The sequence below is a fragment of the Candidatus Brocadiaceae bacterium genome (genome assembly GCA_012728835.1).
GTDB lineage: Bacteria > Planctomycetota > Brocadiia > SM23-32 > SM23-32 > JAAYEJ01.
Map to the genome: position 1 here is coordinate 53,599 of JAAYEJ010000042.1, position 17,360 is coordinate 70,958.

The 17,360-nt window shown below is 69.7% G+C and carries 17 protein-coding genes and 1 pseudogene; 7 read left to right on the forward strand and 11 right to left on the reverse strand.

Translation table 11 applies throughout. The features are described from left to right. Positions 1 to 78: 78 nt before the first annotated feature. Both nadB and GXY85_06180 read right to left on the reverse strand, forming a co-directional pair. Positions 79 to 1,701 carry an L-aspartate oxidase gene (gene nadB, locus GXY85_06175; GenBank protein ID NLW50416.1) on the reverse strand — a complete coding sequence of 541 codons (1,623 nt, stop codon included), beginning with the start codon at positions 1,699 to 1,701 and terminating at the stop codon, positions 79 to 81. After that, positions 1,698 to 4,409 carry a hypothetical protein gene (locus tag GXY85_06180; protein ID NLW50417.1) on the reverse strand — a complete coding sequence of 904 codons (2,712 nt, stop codon included), beginning with the start codon at positions 4,407 to 4,409 and terminating at the stop codon, positions 1,698 to 1,700. The genes nadB and GXY85_06180 overlap by 4 nt, the downstream gene beginning before the upstream one ends. 178 nt (positions 4,410 to 4,587) lie before the next feature. On the opposite strand from GXY85_06180, the gene GXY85_06185 reads away from it, so the two are divergent. Together GXY85_06185 and GXY85_06190 are read left to right on the forward strand one after the other, a co-directional pair. Beyond that, positions 4,588 to 5,496, forward strand: a complete 909-nt coding sequence (locus tag GXY85_06185; protein NLW50418.1) for a hypothetical protein — start codon at positions 4,588 to 4,590, stop codon at positions 5,494 to 5,496. Between the two features lie 529 nt (positions 5,497 to 6,025). Further along, entirely contained in the window at positions 6,026 to 6,442 is a 417-nt protein-coding gene (locus tag GXY85_06190) for an RNHCP domain-containing protein (protein NLW50419.1), read from the forward strand. A gap of 728 nt (positions 6,443 to 7,170) precedes the next feature. Here the strand turns inward: GXY85_06190 and GXY85_06195 are convergent. Both GXY85_06195 and GXY85_06200 read right to left on the reverse strand, forming a co-directional pair. Next, complete coding sequence (locus GXY85_06195) at positions 7,171 to 8,154, reverse strand: phosphotransferase (GenBank protein NLW50420.1); 984 nt, start codon at positions 8,152 to 8,154, stop codon at positions 7,171 to 7,173. A 74-nt stretch (positions 8,155 to 8,228) separates the two neighbouring features. Next, complete coding sequence (locus GXY85_06200; protein NLW50421.1) at positions 8,229 to 8,450, reverse strand: PH domain-containing protein; 222 nt, start codon at positions 8,448 to 8,450, stop codon at positions 8,229 to 8,231. Between the two features lie 10 nt (positions 8,451 to 8,460). Between GXY85_06200 and GXY85_06205 the strand changes: the two genes are divergently transcribed. Both GXY85_06205 and GXY85_06210 read left to right on the forward strand, forming a co-directional pair. Beyond that, the gene (locus GXY85_06205) at positions 8,461 to 8,895 is read left to right on the forward strand and encodes a hypothetical protein (GenBank protein NLW50422.1); all 435 of its coding nucleotides are present in this window, start codon (positions 8,461 to 8,463) and stop codon (positions 8,893 to 8,895) included. Between the two features lie 367 nt (positions 8,896 to 9,262). After that, positions 9,263 to 9,856 (forward strand): hypothetical protein, encoded by a 594-nt coding sequence (locus tag GXY85_06210; GenBank protein ID NLW50423.1) that lies wholly within the window; start codon positions 9,263 to 9,265, stop codon positions 9,854 to 9,856. Positions 9,857 to 9,875: 19 nt separating this feature from the next. Here the strand turns inward: GXY85_06210 and GXY85_06215 are convergent, their stop codons facing one another. The 5 genes and pseudogenes from GXY85_06215 to GXY85_06235 form a co-directional block, all read right to left on the reverse strand. Next, positions 9,876 to 10,160: a transposase gene (locus GXY85_06215; GenBank protein NLW50424.1), complete on the reverse strand. Its 285-nt coding sequence runs from the start codon at positions 10,158 to 10,160 to the stop codon at positions 9,876 to 9,878. Between the two features lie 563 nt (positions 10,161 to 10,723). Next, positions 10,724 to 11,074 carry a DUF86 domain-containing protein gene (locus tag GXY85_06220; GenBank protein NLW50425.1) on the reverse strand — a complete coding sequence of 117 codons (351 nt, stop codon included), beginning with the start codon at positions 11,072 to 11,074 and terminating at the stop codon, positions 10,724 to 10,726. Next, positions 11,061 to 11,360, reverse strand: a complete 300-nt coding sequence (locus tag GXY85_06225; GenBank protein NLW50426.1) for a nucleotidyltransferase family protein — start codon at positions 11,358 to 11,360, stop codon at positions 11,061 to 11,063. Before GXY85_06225 ends, GXY85_06220 begins: the two co-directional genes overlap by 14 nt. A gap of 59 nt (positions 11,361 to 11,419) precedes the next feature. After that, positions 11,420 to 11,785 (reverse strand): annotated as a pseudogene (locus GXY85_06230) (GxxExxY protein). 183 nt (positions 11,786 to 11,968) lie between these two features. Continuing rightward, entirely contained in the window at positions 11,969 to 12,220 is a 252-nt protein-coding gene (locus tag GXY85_06235) for a helix-turn-helix transcriptional regulator (GenBank protein NLW50427.1), read from the reverse strand. Between the two features lie 431 nt (positions 12,221 to 12,651). Here GXY85_06235 and GXY85_06240 point away from each other — a divergent pair, with 431 nt between their 5' ends. Next, positions 12,652 to 13,377, forward strand: coding sequence for an inosine monophosphate cyclohydrolase (locus GXY85_06240; GenBank protein ID NLW50428.1), 726 nt, complete (start codon positions 12,652 to 12,654; stop codon positions 13,375 to 13,377). A gap of 26 nt (positions 13,378 to 13,403) precedes the next feature. Then, positions 13,404 to 14,063 (forward strand): hypothetical protein, encoded by a 660-nt coding sequence (locus tag GXY85_06245; protein ID NLW50429.1) that lies wholly within the window; start codon positions 13,404 to 13,406, stop codon positions 14,061 to 14,063. Here GXY85_06245 and gatC read toward each other — a convergent pair. Both gatC and GXY85_06255 read right to left on the reverse strand, forming a co-directional pair. Further along, complete coding sequence (gene gatC / locus GXY85_06250; protein ID NLW50430.1) at positions 14,053 to 14,340, reverse strand: Asp-tRNA(Asn)/Glu-tRNA(Gln) amidotransferase subunit GatC; 288 nt, start codon at positions 14,338 to 14,340, stop codon at positions 14,053 to 14,055. The genes GXY85_06245 and gatC overlap by 11 nt on opposite strands. Positions 14,341 to 14,349: 9 nt before the next feature. Beyond that, entirely contained in the window at positions 14,350 to 14,580 is a 231-nt protein-coding gene (locus tag GXY85_06255; protein NLW50431.1) for a 50S ribosomal protein L28, read from the reverse strand. A gap of 212 nt (positions 14,581 to 14,792) precedes the next feature. Here GXY85_06255 and GXY85_06260 point away from each other — a divergent pair, with 212 nt between their 5' ends. Then, positions 14,793 to 17,033: an FtsX-like permease family protein gene (locus GXY85_06260; GenBank protein NLW50432.1), complete on the forward strand. Its 2,241-nt coding sequence runs from the start codon at positions 14,793 to 14,795 to the stop codon at positions 17,031 to 17,033. Positions 17,034 to 17,360: the final 327 nt, after the last annotated feature.

Below are 17,360 nucleotides of genomic sequence, written 5' to 3' on the forward strand. Positions count from 1 at the left end.
CCGTGCTTGCGGTGAGGGCAAACGCCACCTGGTCCGGACGGCCGTGACATCCCACACGGGCCAGCACGCCCGCATCGACTACAGCCACTCCTGACTGGCGTTCGCCGTGATGATGTGCCGCCGCCAGTTCGGCGAGGTCTCCGGGAAGTCGCTCCGGTAGTGCACGCCGCGCGATTCCCCGCGCTGGCGCGCGCTCATGCACACGAGGCGCGAGACCGTCAGCATGTTCTGCAGCTCCCAGCCCTCCGGGCCGTCGAATTCCTTGTCCATCAGGTAGCGGCACCAGAAGGTGATCATCTCGAGGGCTTCGTCCAGCTCGCTGCCGGTGCGCACGACGCCGGCGCTGCGCCAGACGAGGCTGCGGAGCGAGTTGCCCACGTCGGCCAGGTTCAGGTTCCCGTAGGCGGGTTCCTCCGGCAGCCCCTGGATGGCGTGGACGGACAGCGCCTCCGGGGCCCTGTCGATGGCGGCCTGGGCCGTGGCGGCGCAGCGGCGCCCGAAGACGAGACCCTCCAGCAGCGAGTTGCTGCCCAGGCGGTTCGCCCCGTGCAGGCCCGTGCAGGCCACCTCGCCGCAGGCGAGGAGGTTGCGGATGTCGGTGCGCCCCTCCAGGTCCGTGCGCACCCCGCCGACCATGTAGTGGGCGGCCGGACGCACGGGAATCAGGTCCGCCGACGGCTCCAGGCCGAAGCGCCGGCACAGGCCCGTGATGGTCGGGAAGCGCGTCGCCAGGTAGTCGGCCGACATCGTGCGCACGTCCAGGTAGACACAGGTGTGTCCCGTACGCCGCAGTTCCTCGATGATGCTGCGGCTGACAACGTCGCGCGGCGCCAGCTCGGCGTCCGGATGGTAGCGGTCCATGAAGCGCTCGCCGGCGCGGTTGCGCAGGACGCCGCCCTCGCCCCGCAGCGACTCGCTGATGAGCGCCCGGGACGCCCCGGCGACGTAGAGCGTGGTCGGGTGGAACTGCATGAACTCCATGTCCTGAAGCGACGCGCCCGCCCGGAACGCCATGGCCAGGCCGTCGCCGGTCACAACGGGCGGGTTGCTCGTCTCCCGGTAGATGCGGCCGCAGCCGCCCGTGGCCAGGACGGTCTGGCGCGCGCGCACCATCATGAGCCCGCGGCTCTCGCTCCAGATCAGCGCCCCGTGGCACGTGCCGTCCAAGGTCAGGAGGTCCAGCGCGAAGGTGTGCTCGAAGATGTCCGTGTTGGCGCGCTCGCGCGCCCGGGCACACAGCACCGTCGCGATGGCGCGGCCCGTGGCGTCGCCGTCGGCGTGCAGGATGCGCGCGCGCCCGTGCCCGCCCTCGCGGGTGAACGAGAGCGCGTCGTTGGCCCGGTCGAAGCGCACGCCCAGCCGGGCCAGATCCTCCATGCACGCCGGCCCCTCTTCGGTGACCAGCCGCACGGTGTCCTCGTTGCAGACGCCGCAGCCGGCCTCCAGCGTGTCGCGGGCGTGCTGTTCCGGAGTGTCCCCCGGGCCCATGGCGCTGGCCACCCCTCCCTGCGCCTCGTTCGTGCTCCCGTCGTGCAGCTCACCCTTCGTAACGACCAGCACGGAGGTGCGCTCCGGTAGGGCCAGGGCGGCCGTCAGCCCCGCCACCCCGCTGCCGAGAACGAGCACGTCGGTGAATATCTGCGGGATGTTGTGGCTGCTGAAATGCACCAGGTAACGGCGGAGCTTCAGGGGTCTTCTCATGGGATCTCTGACAGTGTTCTGTAGTATTGCTGAACGACGTCGCGGTACCGGGGCGCCAGGCGCCCGTCGGCATCCTCGAACCGGCTGCGCAGGACGTCGGCCGGTAGTGTATCCGAAAGGCCCTCCGTCGCGCGCACCCCGTCGGCCGCCGCCTCGGGCGCATACACGACGCGCCCCTGGTCGGCCGCCGGCCCCTCGGGGCCCGGCGCCGACCCGTCCACATGGGCGGCCCGATAATGCTCGACGAACCGACGGAGTTCCTCCCGCTCCATCCCCAGGTCCTTCAGCAGGCCCCCCGGCAGGCTCTCGTCGCGCAGCATCCGTGCGACGGCCTCCATCGCACGGTCCAGTTCATCCTGCGACAGGGCGGGCTCCGGCGGGCCGTCCTCGGGAAGGGCGCGGACGCCGCCCCCGCCGCCGGCGGAGCCCCCCCCGCCGCCATCGCCGGGCGGCGTGCGGCCGGGCAGATCGCCGCCTTCGCCGGGCGACGCGCCGGGGTCCGCATTGCCCCGCTCGGCGCCCTGACCGGTCGAGGTCCCGGACGGTCCGCCCTCGTCCCCGCCCTCCCCTTCGGACGACGCCCCGGCGCGGGACGAACCCTCCGCCCCGCCCGGGCGCTCGCCCACCGCGCAGTCGGCGCATTCACCGGCGGCGGCCCAAGCCGCATCCGGCGCAGCCCCCCCTTCGGCTCCGCCGGGGCTCGTCGCGCCGCCGGAGCGTGCCCCACGGTCGGCATCCGAGGTCTGCGGGCGTCCTCCGCGGGCCTGGCCGCGCGCGCCGCCGCCTTCGGAGGCCCCGTCGCCGGCCTCGAACTCCGGTGCATGCCGCCGTGAGTCCTCGCGTCCTTCGCCTCCCGCGTCGGAGTCCGCCGGCTCGTGCGTGCCCTGCACACCGGCCCCCGCTTCATCGGCCGGCGCCGCTCCGGATGCCTGGCCGTCAGCGGTCTGCGGGGCGGCGTCTGCCACCGGATCGGCCTCTTCGTCGGCGGCCCGGGGAGCGGCCGTTTCCTGCGCTTGCGCCAACGCGCGGGCGATCCGGCGTGCCTGAGCCGTCAGCGCGTCGGCGTGGCCCCCGGCGCTTTCCGCTTCATCCTGGCCGGCCTGTCCGCCGGGGGCGTCCTGGCGGGCCGGGGCCTCTGCGGAGCGCTCGTCGGAGTCGGCCGTCGGGGCGGTGTCGCGCGCGGGCAGCGCGGGAACGAGGATGCGGCGCTCCTCGGTACGCACCGTCTGCGGCCGGTCGGGCCGGTTGTCCACGGCCTCCAGGCAGTAGGCCAGCACGGACCCCGGCCGCAGCGGCACTCCGGCCAGGTCCCATTCGTACGCGCCGCGGGGCACGGAGGCGACGGCGGGCTCGGCGACCGTGTCCATGGAACCGGCCATGCCGTTCGCGCGGTAGTGCAGGTTCACCCGTGCGATGCCGAAGTCGTCCCGCGCTGCGTACCCCAGCAGGACCTTCGCGTCGCGCTTGGCCTCCAGCCCGTCTTCCGGCGCCAGGAGTTCGATCGTCGGAGGCCGGTCCGGGCGGCTGGTCAGCTCATAGACCACGGGCGAAGGGTTCGCGAACGAGGCGCCGTTCGGATACGGCGGCGTCTCGAAGCAGATGGAGTAGCGTTCCGAACGCCGCACGAAGAACCGGCCCCGCAGCGTCCGCCGGTCGGCCCCCACGTCCATGGCCAGCCGCCGGCCGGGCGCGAACTGCACGAAGCCCGCCCGCGCGGGCAGGTTCGTGCGCGCCTCGACGGTCACCTCCGTCCCCTGCACCACGTCGGCGCTGCCGCCGTCGACCGTCTGCACGGGCAGCCCCGTGTAGGCCGGCGGGGCGATCGTCATGCGCACGTCCGCCACGGCGGGCACCGGCAGCAGCCGGATGGCGAATCGCTCGCTGCGCGTGTCGCCGGCGACCAGGTGATACTGCCCGTCCTCCAGCAGCGGCGGGAACGCGCCCTCCCACCGGTGCGGCCCCGCTGGAACGAGCGGCAGGCGACGGCCGGAGAACGTCGTCCCGTCCCAGATGACGTCGACGGCGGCCGGCTCGACGCCCGTCGCGGTCACGCCCACTGCGGGCGCGGACCCGACGATCGCGTAGACGTCGCCCGGCGCGATCTCGACCAGGCGGGTGGCCGTCGGGGGCAGGATATCGGCCCGCGGGTTCATCAGCCGCCGCACGCTGGCTCCGGCGCTCTTGGGCGAGATCAGTGCGTAGAGCGCAAAGGCCGCCAGCACGGCCGCGACGGCGCCGGCCAGCCTCACGTAACGGGCCGGGTCCACGGCCACCCGGGCATCGAGCGACCGGACGTGCACGGCCGCCCTGCTCCGCATCAGGCGCCGGAGTTCCAGCGGGACCGCCGGGTCCTTCCGGCACTCCAGGTAGCTGATGAGCGTGTTCTTCAACTCCGGGCGGCACACTTCCATGCGCCGCGCCACGTAGAGCCGGCCGGTGCGCCTCAACAGCGGCGACAGCGTGGCCAGCAGGGCGGCGCCGGCCGCCGACCACGTGAAGGCGTGGAAGAACGTCAGACGCCCCCACCTCTGCAGCACCAGCCCGTGGTCGATCAGAACGCCCGCAAACAGCGCGGTGACCACCAGCAGGGACACCCACAGGTAGCCCCACCCCCACGTCCACACGACCAGCGCCCGGCGGACGGCGTCGATCCGGCGCACGATCGGATCGGCCGAGCGATGTCGGCGCTCTCTGCCCTGGCGTGCCATGGCGGGGTCTCACAGATGCATGGGGGCGAATCTCCCGTCATTATAGTGGGGCCCACACCGCCAGTAAACACCGCCGTCGAACCGGGATTGACAGGCCCGCCGACGGCGACGTACGATATCGTGGACGCGCGGCCCCGAGCGCCGCGCCCGCCGTTGGGTTCCAGTCAGGGAGGGTGACATGAGACGGTCTGTGGTGTGGGTGCTGGCGGCTTCCGTCGTGCTTCTGCAGGCGTCCGTTGCCGGGCAGACCGTGGACCCGGCCGAGGCGCTCGGATGCCGCGTCGTCGGCCTCCGCGTGGTGGGCGACACGGGCACCGACCCCGACACGTGGGACTGGGAGATGATGCCGTTCGGCGAGCGGATGGGCACCACGCTTGTGCTGGCGGTCATCTCCCGCTCTGCGGAGGTCGTGCCGCTGGCGACGGCCGTTGCGCAGTTCCGGGCCTTCCGCGACAGCGCCGGCACGGACCTGGCCGCCCCCGAACCCGACGAGGCGGCGCTGGAGTACTGGGAGCTGAACGTAGGGCTCAACCCGGCGTCGCCGAAGCTCGTGCGCCTCATGGAGGTCCGGGCCGGCAGCATCCCGGCCGCCGGCAGCCGTTCGATTCAGGCCGAAGGCACGCTGGCGGTCGTTGCCGGCATGCAGCCCGCGGCCGCCCGTCAGGAGGCCGTGCCGCTCCGGAAGGGCACCCGGATCACCGCCGGCCCCGTGCCCTTCGAGATCACCGAGGTCACCGTGGCCGATGCCGCCGACGCCCCGGCCGAGGACGACATGTCGATGGCCTGGCCGGCCGAACCGGTGATGACCGTGACGCTCGAGGCCCGCGAGGCGCTCGGGCAGATCGCCTACCTGGAGATGCTCGACGCCGACGACAAGCCCATCCAGTGGACCAGCCAGGGGAGCGACACGAGCCTGTCGTTCGCCGACGACGGGACGCCCTCGACCGAGGGGAGGTTCCGGATCGGCCTGCCGCAGAAGCGGGAGACGGTGACGGTGGTGGTCCACTACTACGGCGAGGTCCGGAAGGTAGAACTGCCCTTCGCCATCGACTGCGGCGTGGTCGTGGAATCGCTGACCGCGCCGTGACCCGGCCGCACCCGGACGGCCGGCGAGGACGCCGCCGTCTCGTGTGGCACAGCCACCTCCGGCTGTGGCTGCATGCGCCCCAGCACGGAACGCACAGCCGGGGGCGGCTGTGCCGCACACGGCGGTCCGGCTTCCTTTCCCTTGACACCCGGCCGTCCCGGTGTAGAATCCCGGGCCAGGTTTCGGACTGACTGATCAACGAATCCCCCTCTGCCGGAGGCGTCGAATGACCGTTGCGAGAGCGCAGAGCGTCGTCGTGTCACGCCTCGGGCGGGCTCGATCCTGAGGGCGCGTTCGCGTCCTTGACTGAATGATCCGGCCGTCCCATTTGGGGCGGCCGGTTTCGTTTTGGCGCACCGGCCGCAGGCGTGACAACCTGCGGCTTCTTCTTTTTCGTCGGTCAGCACTCAACCACCGGGAACATCTATGACATCCGCGAAGGTTGTCGTCAATGCGTCCATCCACGGCGTGAAGCACAACAGCCGCGGCCCGGCCTCGCCTTCGGGCGCCGTCGCCGCTTTTGCACAGAATGCACAGACATGCAGGGAGTCACTGCATGCGACGACGATACGAATCACGCGCCGCACAGGCCGTCCCCGAGGCCGCCTGCGTCTGCGCGCAATGTCGCAACGTCATACCCGGCCAGGCGCCGGGCACCGAACATAGAAACCACTGTCCGCACTGCCTCTGGAGCCTGCACGTCGACATGCGCTCGGGCGACCGTCGCTCGGGCTGCCGGGGGCTCATGGAACCCATCGCCGTCTGGGTCCAGAAGAACGGGGAATGGGCGCTCGTGCATCGCTGCACGGAGTGCAGCGTCGTGCGCACGAACCGCATCGCCGGCGACGACAGCGTGCTGCTGCTGATGTCGCTCGCCGTGCGTCCGCTGGCGCGTCCGCCGTTCCCGCTGGACTCGCTGCGGCACGGGCTCGCCGCGCCGCCGTGACCCGGCTGCCACGGGCGTGTATACTGGGGCCTTCACTCACGGTGAGGGCCCCATGCACGTACCGGAGCCGTACGGCGACGACATAGCGGCGGTCTACGACCTGCTGGTCGAGGGGCACGAGGATGCCGAGGTCGGCGGGCGGGAGCTGGCCTTCATCCTCCGGGCCCTGCGGGAGGTGTGTCGGCGTCCGGTGCACGATGTCCTCGACGCCGGCTGCGGCACGGGCAAGCACCTCATCCCCCTCGTGAGAGAAGGCTTCCGTCTCACGGGCATCGACTACAGCGAGCCGATGGTCCGCGAGTGCCGCCGCAAGCTCGACCGGCGCGGCCTGGATGCCGAACTGCTCGCCGGGGACCTGCTCGAGTTCGACCGGCCCGCGGCCTTCGACGCCGCCCTCGCGATGCATTCGGTCATCTGCTACCTCGTCGAGACCGAGCGCATCATCCTGGCGCTCCGCGCCCTGCGGCGGGCGCTCCGGCCGGGCGGCCTGCTGCTCCTGGACAACGTCAACGTGCTCGCGCAATGGATCACGTTCGACGAGACCTACTGGGACAAGCGCGTCGGCGAGACCATGGAAGTCGAGTTCCAGGAACGCCGACGCTTCGACGACTTCGCCGCGCTGTTTCACCTGGAGGTCAGGGCGACGGTGCGGGCGGAGGGCCGCGAGCACGGGATCCACAACGAGGACGTCCTGCGCGTCATGACGGTCGGCGAGCTATGCTGCTACCTCAGGGAAGCCGGCTTCCGCGTCCTCGCCGCCTACCCCGCCTTCGACTTCGACACGTCCGACGAGCCCTCCGGCGACCGCACCATCCTCCTGGCCGAAGCGGCGGCGGGAGCCAGAGGATGGAGATCGCACGCAGAAGGGCCTCCTGCAGCTCGCCCTTCCTGACGTCTTCTATGAGGCCCCTTGCCCACTCAGGCAACTGTTCTTGCTCCACGGCAACCTGCAGGGCGCTGAGCGTGGAGACCGGACCGTCGAGGATCCTCTCGCGCTCCTCCACGGGCCCCCAGGCCTCACGGAAGGTTGCAGCTGCTTGCGCCTGCAAAGACCCGATGACATTCCGGTAGTCGCTGTACGCAGGCCCGATGCCGAGCAGGTGGTAGTCGAACACGACGGCTTGGATCGGTTCTCTCCTCGATAGCGCCATGTTCGTCCAATGGAAGTCGTTGTAGTTGAGCGTCTCGGGCAGTGACCGCATGGCGGCCTTGATGGCTTCAATGTGCGTTGCCGCCAGCTCCCAGACTGCGTTGTCGGCCATGTCAAGCTTGCGGCCGACGGACAGGATGCTCTCAACTCTCAGAGCATCACACTCCCGGGTCAGGAAGTCGGGCGGTGCATCAGATCGCCGAAGCAGTCTGCGGCCGGCTCGGTGCAGTTCGTGGTACCACAATGCCACTGCCGCCCCAGTGCCTGCCTCTGCGACGTCGTCCCGACTCGCCAACCGCCATTGCGGACTGGTGGCCAGGTCGTCCAACAGCAAGGCGTTATCCGTAAACGCATGGACTCGAAGCGTCGGGACACCAAGGTCCTGCAGCAGCTGGTAGGCCCGGACTTCGGTCGCCCGCCGGCCTGACGGGCACCACTTCAGGACATAAGACCTCTTCTCCTGTGTGATCCGGCAGACACAGGTACCGGCTCTCTCATGAAGCACCTCGACAACCGAGGCACGGTCGAGCCCAAGCTGGTGCAGTACGGTCCCGGTCTGCATTCCCTCCTCTTCGTCCGGTCATGTCCGGCTATCGATTCTGTGCTCGCCGCGCACCGAGTCGGGTTATCCGCAGGCTACTCGCCAGTAGCTTTGAACTGGCTGAGGATCTTTGCGATTGCTTCGGTAGCTTCATCGGGATCCGGCAGACCCTGGAACGCCACCTCCGGACGCGTCGCCACTCCTTCACCCGTCACGCTGCTTGTGCCCGGGGTATAGATGCCGAGCTGCCAGATGCCGAACAGCCGTTGCAGGATGTTCTGGCGCTGCTCCAGGTCGGTCACCTTGTGATAGGGCACGGAGTGACGGATGCGGAGCAATATCCCGCCCGGGGGCGCGCCGCCCAACTTCCGGGGCGCGGTCGGCGTCACCCGCGACAGCATCGAGGGCGTGGACATCCACGTCCCCGTCTACAGCTTCAACGAGACTCACTACCTCTCCGACGCCTACGTGACGCCTGGCTACAAGGGCACGCTCTTCCAACTGACGGGGAAGGTCAACCAGTCGTCGTTCCGCGGATTCTCCACGGGAGAGGTCATCTTCCTGGGGGCTTCGGGCTCCATGCGGGGGGGCGACGACTGGGAGATCAGCTTCCGCTTCGCCGCCAGCCCGAACCGGCGCGACCTCGTCATCGAGAACATCTCCGGCATCAGCAAACGCGGTTGGGAGTACCTCTGGGTCAGCTACGCCGACGATGAGGACGAGGCCACCGGCTTCCTGGCGAAGAGGCCGGTGGCCGTCTAAGTGGAGCAGGTCTACGAGTACGGCGACTTCTCGAGGCTGGGGATAGGGACATGAGTGACCGTCTGCAACCAGATTACTCGGTCTTGCGGCGTTCGATGACGTGGATACGAATCCATCGGCACCGTGAGCACCAGCCCAGTGTCCAATTCCGTCCCGCACCCCATAGGCGTATGCCGTACTTACCCCAAGGCTCGGTGAATCCGCATTTCCGGCAGCGAACCACCCAGCCGGGAGCTCGACGCTCCCACTTCTCGATCTGCTCTTTGCCTGCTTCCTGGGCCAACGCGCTTCTCCATCGACGGGGAAAGGCAGCGGCTGAATACACAATGGTTGAACAGCATTATATAGCGACTTGTGGCAGGTGTCTATGGGTAACGACATGAAAAGGGTCCGGTCGGGCGACTCGCTCCGCATCCCGGCGCAGGCATACAACAGCTTCATCGACGCTGCCCGGGCGCGGCGCGAGAGCGCCCACGTCTTCACGCGCATGCCAGGCGGCGCCGGCCTGCCCGGCGGCACGGTCATGGCCTTCAACGCCGCCGGAGAGGATGCGCCCATGCACGGCCTGGTCGAGTTCAAGCCGACGGGACAGACCCAACGCCAGGTCGAGTTCGTGAAGCCCGGCGCTCCGGGCGGAGCGGGCGTCTACGGGATTGCAGTCGAGCCCGTGCCTTCCGGCGCGATGGGCGTGGGCGCCTGCAGCGGCGGCCCGTGGCCCCTCCTGGTGGACGATCCCGAGGTCGCGGCCTCGCCCGGCCGCACCTGCGGCCCCGACATGCGCTCGGGCAACGGAGTCACGCCGTCCTGGTCGGCTACGGCCGGATCAGCGACGTTCGTGACGGTCCGCGCGGCGCAGGAGCAGCCCGACGGAGCGCGGCTGGCCCTGGTGCGGTTCCACCACACCGGCGGCATCTACCAGGTCACCGAGGTGACTGGCGGCGTCTGCACGGTCGGCCGGTAACCGTTCACGGGTCTCCCGGTCAAGCAGGCAGGAGCGACGGCGCGGGCTGGCCGGTGAAGTGGGCGCGGAGGGCGTCATGAAGGAACTCGAAGACAGAGCGGTCCTGTTGGGCGCAGCTTGCGCGGGCGGTCCAGATCCGTTCGCACCATCTGCGTCCCGGCTCCCCGCGCGTGCCCTGCGTGATGCGCCGGGCGATCACCACAAACCTGAGCGCCTGCTCGGCAAGATTGTTGGTCGGCTCCACGCCGGGCGTCGTGATGAAGCGGAAGTAGGCGTCGCCGTGCCTGCGGAATCGCTCCGCCAGGTTGCGCGCCTCCCTGGTCTAGGGCGGGTGGGTGGCGGCATGCACAATCACCTTGCGCTGCCTCTCCAGGACGCGCGCGAACCGGTCCGGAGGCATGCTCTCCCGCCGGTGGATGGTCCGGAACAGAACGCGCAGGTGACCCAGGAGCCGCTCGCCGTACCTCTTCGAGTGGCCCTCCGCAGTCGGGGCAGCAGTCGAGCCGATAGTCGCGCGTCTGGTCGATCTGGTCGGGCGGGAAGGGCGTGCGCTCGTGGCGGGGATGGCCGGGCTGGCCGCCGATGCGGCGTTTCTTGCCGCGCCGCCACTTGGCCGCCGGCGGCTTGACGATATCGCTGGACGGCGGCTTGTGGGAGTTGGAGGAGTCCTTGCGCAGCCGGGCAATCTCGGACTCAAGCGAGGCGTTGTGCGCCTCCAACTCCGTCACGCGTGCTTCCAGAGCGACCAGAAGGGCTTCGAGCCGCCTGCAGTTGGGGCATCCGGATGTCGCTGCGTCTGCCATGATGCGGCAGGATACGCAAACCTCGAGGGCAGATTCTCAGGAAATCCGTGAACGGTTACGAACTTCATTGCTCGCCACCCTCGGGCGGCACCATTGGCTCCAGGGTCCTTATCAGGTCGGGCAGGTCCCGCACGGCGACCTCCCAGAGAACGTCGTAGTCGGTGTCCATGTAGTCGTGCACGATGCGGTGCCGAATCCCCGTAATCTGCTTCCACGGGATCTCCGGGTGGGCCTGCCGCATCGATGCCGACACGCGGGCCGCTGCCTCGCCGATCGTCTGCACGAGGTGGGCAACGACGATCCGCAGGTCCTCGTCGTCGTCGTAATCGGACCGGGACTTCCCCTCGACTCTGGACCTCGCCTTGCGCGCCGTGTCCAGCATGTGGCCGAGGTAGACGTTGTCATCCCTCTGCATACTGCACCTCCGCCTCGTCCAGCACGCGGCTCTTCAGGCGCCGATTCAGGTACTTCGGGTTCACCATGTCCACCGTGCGGCCTCCCAGGAGTTCAGACAGCCCCTCCTCGATGTCCACAACGGCCAGGCCGGGTGTATGCTCGGGCTCAAACTCCACGAGCACGTCCACGTCGCTGGCGGGCCCGAAGTCGTCCCGCACGACCGAACCGAAGAACGAGAGCTTCCGGATATGGTGCCGACGGCAGAACTCCGCCAACGCCTCCTTGTCCAGAGCGATGCGCGCCATGGTCCCCTCCTCAGTGTGCAGCCGCAGATAGACGCAGATGAACGCCGATTAGAAACGACGACGGCCCGTTTCACCTCGACCCTCGGCTTCCCGAAGTTCAGCAGGAGGCACAGGCGCAGTCCGGCAGCTGCCACGTAGTCCACGCATTGTGCCAGGTGAACGTCGTCAAGCTGCTGCACCGCCTTCAGCTCCAGCAGTGGGGAGCCCTCAACGAGCATATCGGCTGCGTAGTCGCCGACGATCTTCCCATCGCAACGGACCTGGATCGGCCACTGTTGGTGCGCCTTGAGTCGCGCCTTGCGTAACTCGCGCGCCAGCGCATTCTCGTAGACCTTCTCCGCAAGACCACATCCCAGCACACGGCTGACCGCAAACGCACTGCCGATCACGGTATCGGTCAGTCTGTCTGCTTCATCCGTGTTCATCGGCGTTCATCCGCGGTCTCATGTCGTTTTGAGCCGGCACTGCAGCGCGAGGTTGGCGGCCAGATCGTCCGTCAGGGCAATGCACGGCATACGAACAGGTCCTCTTTGTCCAGGCCGAGCGCCTTCACCGTCGCTTCTTCCAGCGTCTCGTCAAGGCAGATAAGGAACGATTGCTCCCGATCATCATCGGTCACGCGGAACAGCAGCTCGAAACGGCTCTTGCTGCGGGGGTAAGGCTGCCCCGTCTTCGCCCATCTCGCGCAGAAGGGCCTCGATCCTGTCGCGGGCGAGTCGCGACGGCGCGTTCCGGCTGTTCTCCCACCGGCTCACCGTCGGCAATGCCACGCCGAGTCTGACCGCCAGTTCCTGCTGCGTCAGCCCGAGGCGTTCTCTCACGCTTCGGACGACCTGCGCCAGATCGTCATGCGGGTTCAAGGCGACGTCCTCCCCCTCGAGGCCCGTTCGTTCTTCCGGCCGGATCACAGCCCGCGTAATCAAGTGCTATATCATACTGCCGAGGGCACGCGAGTCAAGGCTCGGCCGATGGCCGAGGCGGATGGCAGCGTTGGCCGGAGGGTGAGTTACGGCGACTTCACGACGACCAGGGCGATGTCGTCCTCGGGGGGACGGCCCGATTGCCGCGCTCTGTTGAGCAGGCGCTGACGCACTGAGGGCGCTCAGGTTCTGCCCCCGAACTCATGCACCTCCAGCGGCTGGTGGTCGAGGCGCGGCCTCCAACTGCCCGTCGGCCGGGCAGTCCAGACGGCGGGTGGCAACCGCACGTTCTGCGCTCCCTCCTTTCCGCGCCGCGCTTCGGCGGCTATAATGCCGCCCGCAGACAACGCAATGTGGATCGGAGGGATTGCATGGACATCAGCCGGATCGCACAGGACAACCTGAAGGCATTGAGTAAGAACGCCTACCCCGGACGCGGCATCGTCATGGGGCTGACGCCCGACGCCGCCCGGTTCGTCCAGGTCTACTGGATCATGGGCCGGAGCGAGAACAGCCGCAACCGCGTTTTCGTCCGCGACGGCGACGTCGTGCGCACGGCGCCCTACGACGCATCGAAGGTCAAGGACCCTTCCCTGATCATCTACAACGTCGCACGCCCGCTCGGCCGCAAGCACATCGTCTCCAACGGCGACCAGACAGACACGATCTTCGACACCCTCCGCGGCGGCGGCACCTTCGAGGAGGCCCTGTTCACGCGCACCTTCGAGCCCGATGCGCCCAACTACACGGCCCGCATCTCCGGGCTGACGGACCTGGACGATCCGCAGCAGGCCTACAAGCTGTCCGTCATCAAGGCGCCGGGCGGCAATCCCGCCCATTGCACGCGCCAGTTCTTCAGCTACGAAGGCGGCATCGCCGGCTACGGCCACTGCGTCACGACGTACGCGGGGGACGGCAGCCCCCTGCCGGCCTTCGAGGGCGAGCCCCGCCTGCTGCCGATCGGAGAGGAGCCGGCGGCGGTGGCAGAGACATACTGGACGGCGCTGGACGGGGACAACAAGATATCATTGCTTGTGAAATCGATCGACCGCACGACGGGAAGGTGCGAGCTGCACATCGTCAACAAGCACCAGTAAGCGGAGACAGGCCGGCGGAGGGACCGATGGTGCCTGACCTGGTGCCCGGCGAGGCCGAATTCCTGGAGGCGGCCCGGCAGGTGCTTCCCCGGCGGACGGCCGAGCTGCTGCGCGGCCTGCACGACTTCACGCGGGAACGTCTGGAGGCGGCGGCGCTCTGCCGCACGCGCATCAGGACGGCACACGAGGCGGGCGATCCGGTGGGTGTCGAACTGCACGCGTTCCTGCGCGAGAGCTGGGGGGTGCTGGACGGCCTGGCCCGCGAGGTGAGTGCGTGCATGGCGCACCTGGCCCCCGAGGCCGGGCCCGGCCCTCCCGGCGGAATGTGGCGGCGGTGCACCTTCTACGTGCTGCGCCGGACGCTGCACGCACATCCGAGCACGGCCGACCACCCGGTGAGCCGGCTGCTGTGGGAGCACACGCGCACGGCGCCCGCCCTGCCCTACCGCCGCCTGAGCTTCCTGTACAACCTGAGCCTGTTCCTGCCGCTCTGGCCGCTGCCGGAGCCGGGCCGCCTGCCCGGCCGCGACGACGTGCCGGAGGCGGCACGAGGATCGATCCGGGACGCCGGGCTGCCGCCGTGCGGCCTGCGGGAGGGCACGCGGGAGATACGGGACTGGCTGGAAGGACTGCTGGGGGAGTGCTACGCGCGGCTGACGGACGCCCTGCGCACGGCTACTCGATGATGCGGGGCACGCGGAAGAAGCCGTCCATACGCTCGGGCGCGTTCTGAAGCGCTTCCTCGGGCGAGAGAGACGCCCCCGCCTGGTCGGGGCGGAAGGGCGCCGGCACCGCGATCCCGTGCACGAGCGGCTCGACCCCGCCCGTGTCCAGCTCGTCCAGCTTGGCCACGTAGTCGAGGATCGCGCTGAGCTGTTCGGCAAACGCGGTCTTCTCCCCGTCCGTCAGGTCCAGGCGGGCGAGGAGGGCGACGTGCTCGACTTGCTCGCGCGTGATGGCCATGGGGCCGCCTCAGAGAGGCTTGGTCACTTTGCCGTCCCGGATGCAGCGCGTGCAGACGAGGATGCGCGTCGGCGTGCCGTCCACCAGCGCCCTGACCTTCTGGAGGTTCGGACGGAAGGTGCGGTTGGACACGCCGGTCGTCTTGATGCCGACGCCGCCGAGGTGCTTGGCCCGGCCGCGGTGGGCGTACGAGCGCCCCGTCGTCGTCCCCCGGCCGCAGATGGAACAGACCCTGGCCACGGTTGATCTCCCTGGAATGAGGCGATGTCTTCTGGAAAGAGGCCCATTATAGCCAATTGCCGCGCGCCGTGCAAACGCCGCGACGCCCCGGGCGGCGTCCGGCAGTCGGCACGGAGGCGGCGGGCGGGGCCTGTCACTTGCCGCCGGGGCCGGCCTTCTGTAAGCTGGGGCCTTCGATGCCGCCCGCCCCGCTGCGAACGAGGTGCACCACATTGAGCCAGTCCCAGGCGCCGCCCGGCCGCCCGCTGCCCCCGTCGGCCCCCCTGGTGGGCGGCGGGCCGCTGCACGTCGGCCTGCGCTACCTGACGCGCAAGCGGCTGGCCCTCGTGGCCCTGCTCGGGGTCGCGCTGAGCGTGGGCACCATCATCGTGGTGATGAGCGTCTTCGCGGGCTTCCACATCGAGATGACCTCGACGATCCGCGGCTACCTGAGCCACCTGACGATCACGCCGGCCACCGGCGAGCAGTTCGGGCTGGCGGACTGGGAGGCCTGGGCCGCCCAGATCCGCGCGGCCGGGCACGTCGAGGGCGTCGCCCCCTTTGCACAGGGCTTCGCCCTTGTGCGGCTGCGGGGCATGGACGACCTGAAGCCCGTCCTGTTCCGCGGAGTCCACCCGGAACTCGAGGGGCAGGTGGCCGACCTGCCGGAGTACATGCGCGTCGGCGCCCTGCCGGACCTGCTCAGGACCTATCCCGACCCCCAGCGGCCCGAGGCCCGGCTGCCGGCGTGTTTCGTGGGCGAGCAGTTTGCCGGCTTCGCCCCGCCCTTCCAGATCTACGACCCCGAACGTCTCGGCGAGGAGCCCGGCCATATCGTGCTGGTGACGGCCACGGGCGAGCTGACCGCCCGGCCCAAACGCTTCGCCGTCAACGGGATGTTCCGGACCGGCTACAGCGATTTCGACGCCGGCTACGTCGTCATGTCGCTCGAGGCGGCCATGGACCTTGCCGATACCGGCGGCAGCGTCAGCGGGCTGAGCGTGCGCCTGGACGACTACGCGAATGCCGACGTGGTGCGCGACGAACTCCGCGCGCGGCTCTCGCCCGGCGCCCTCCTGCGCACGATGGACGGCGCCGACCCGGTCGCCGAGATCGCCGTCAGCGCCGACGGTTCGCGGATCGCCGGATACACGCCGCGCGGCGACGTCGTCGTGTGGGGCGCCACGGACGGCCGGGAGGCGTGGCGCCTGCCGGCCGCCGGGGCGGACGTGACCGCCATCGCCCTGGCCCCGGACGGCCGCCGCCTCGCGGCGGGCCGCCGGGACGGCACCGTGCAACTCTGCGAGGTCGGCGCGGGCGGCACGGCGACGCTGGCGCCCGCGGAGAGCGCGGTGACGCAACTGGCCTACTCGCCGGACGGATTCCTGCTCGCCGTGGGGCGCGCCGACGGCCGCGTGAACGTCCTCGACGCACCCGATGCGGAGTCCGGGGAGGAACCGCACGAGTATGCCGCAGCGGACGTCGGCCCGGGGCCGGTCACCGCGATCGCCTTCGACGCGTTCAGCGAGCGCCTGCTGGCCACGGAGGGGAAGGGACGGTCCGTGCTCCTGGACCTCGAGGGCGACGGCCCGGCCGTCCGGCTGCCGCCGATGCAGACGGCCGGCTGGACCGCCGCCGCGTTCTCTCCCGACCGCACGCAGGTGCTGACGGCCGACGCGACGGGGCTGGCGGCCCTGTGGGACGCCGCCGACGGCCGGATGCTGCGCGCCTGGCAGGCCGCACGGGAGCCGATCGCGGCGGTTGCGTATGGAACGCGACCCGGCGAACTGCTGACGGCGGGCGCGCGGGACGTGCGCGTCTGGAGCGTGCACGGCGACGATGCGATGTGGCTGCGCCAGATCGTGCCGACGGGGTCCGAGGCCACGCGCCGGGCGGCCTTCCTCGGCGGGGGCCGGCACATGGCCCGCGTCGGCGAATCCGGCCGCCCGCAGGTCGTCTACAGCGGACCGCCCTTCCTAGTCGAGACGTGGGAAGAGCGACAGAAGACGCTCCTGGACGTGGTGGCCATGGAGAAGTTCCTCCAGGGGCTCATCATGAGCCTGATCCTGGTCATGGCCGAGTTCTTCGTGTTCGCCATCGTGACCGCCGTCGTCAACGAGCGCCGCCGCGACGTGGGCATCCTGAAGGCGATCGGATACACGCGCCGTCAGATATGCGCCGCCTTCCTGCTGGTGGGCACCGCCATCGGAACGTTCGGCGCCGCCGCAGGCGTGGTCGGAGGCGTCCTCTTCTCGCAGAACATCGACGCCATCCGGCTTTTCATCCGCAGACTGACCGGATTCGATCCCTTCCCGGCAGACATCTACTTCTTCAGCTCCATCCCCCACTACGTCGAGCCGAGGATGGTGGTCGTGACGGCGGGCGGAGCCATCCTCTGCAGCATCCTGTTCAGCCTCATCCCCGCCCTTCGCGCCGCCCGCCTGGACCCCGTGCGCACGCTGCACTACGAGTGAACGACCTTGCCACGAAGCGCACGAAGAACACGAAGCACGGCAGGAAGAACGGCAACGGACTTGAGGAGCTCCGGCTGTGACCCAACACAGCCCCAATGGGCGGAGACTCGAAGGTAGCCGACGTAGCGCCGGCGTCCCCGCCGGCTGTGCCGGAGGCGTCCCGCCTCCGGGACGTAAGGGTGTGAACGTTCGCGGCATGTGGAACGTCGGGCGGGCAGGATGCCCGCCCCACTGCCGGCCGGAGGCCGGCGCTACTGCCCCTCCGCACGGGCCAGGCTGATGGTCATCTCGCCGTCGCCGATACGCACGGTCTTCGTCTCGCCCTCG

What these genes read in the sequence shown, in the direction of transcription:
- GXY85_06245 (NLW50429.1), top strand. Translation starts at nt 13,404, where the DNA reads ATGGTGCCTGACCTGGTGCCCGGCGAGGCCGAATTCCTGGAGGCGGCC.
- GXY85_06225 (NLW50426.1), bottom strand. Translation starts at nt 11,360, where the DNA reads ATGGCGCGCATCGCTCTGGACAAGGAGGCGTTGGCGGAGTTCTGCCGT.
- GXY85_06210 (NLW50423.1), top strand. Translation starts at nt 9,263, where the DNA reads ATGGGTAACGACATGAAAAGGGTCCGGTCGGGCGACTCGCTCCGCATC.
- GXY85_06240 (NLW50428.1), top strand. Translation starts at nt 12,652, where the DNA reads ATGGACATCAGCCGGATCGCACAGGACAACCTGAAGGCATTGAGTAAG.
- GXY85_06185 (NLW50418.1), top strand. Translation starts at nt 4,588, where the DNA reads ATGAGACGGTCTGTGGTGTGGGTGCTGGCGGCTTCCGTCGTGCTTCTG.
- GXY85_06195 (NLW50420.1), bottom strand. Translation starts at nt 8,154, where the DNA reads ATGCAGACCGGGACCGTACTGCACCAGCTTGGGCTCGACCGTGCCTCG.
- GXY85_06180 (NLW50417.1), bottom strand. Translation starts at nt 4,409, where the DNA reads ATGGCACGCCAGGGCAGAGAGCGCCGACATCGCTCGGCCGATCCGATC.
- gatC (NLW50430.1), bottom strand. Translation starts at nt 14,340, where the DNA reads ATGGCCATCACGCGCGAGCAAGTCGAGCACGTCGCCCTCCTCGCCCGC.
- GXY85_06205 (NLW50422.1), top strand. Translation starts at nt 8,461, where the DNA reads ATGCGGAGCAATATCCCGCCCGGGGGCGCGCCGCCCAACTTCCGGGGC.
- nadB (NLW50416.1), bottom strand. Translation starts at nt 1,701, where the DNA reads ATGAGAAGACCCCTGAAGCTCCGCCGTTACCTGGTGCATTTCAGCAGC.
- GXY85_06220 (NLW50425.1), bottom strand. Translation starts at nt 11,074, where the DNA reads ATGCAGAGGGATGACAACGTCTACCTCGGCCACATGCTGGACACGGCG.
- GXY85_06190 (NLW50419.1), top strand. Translation starts at nt 6,026, where the DNA reads ATGCACAGACATGCAGGGAGTCACTGCATGCGACGACGATACGAATCA.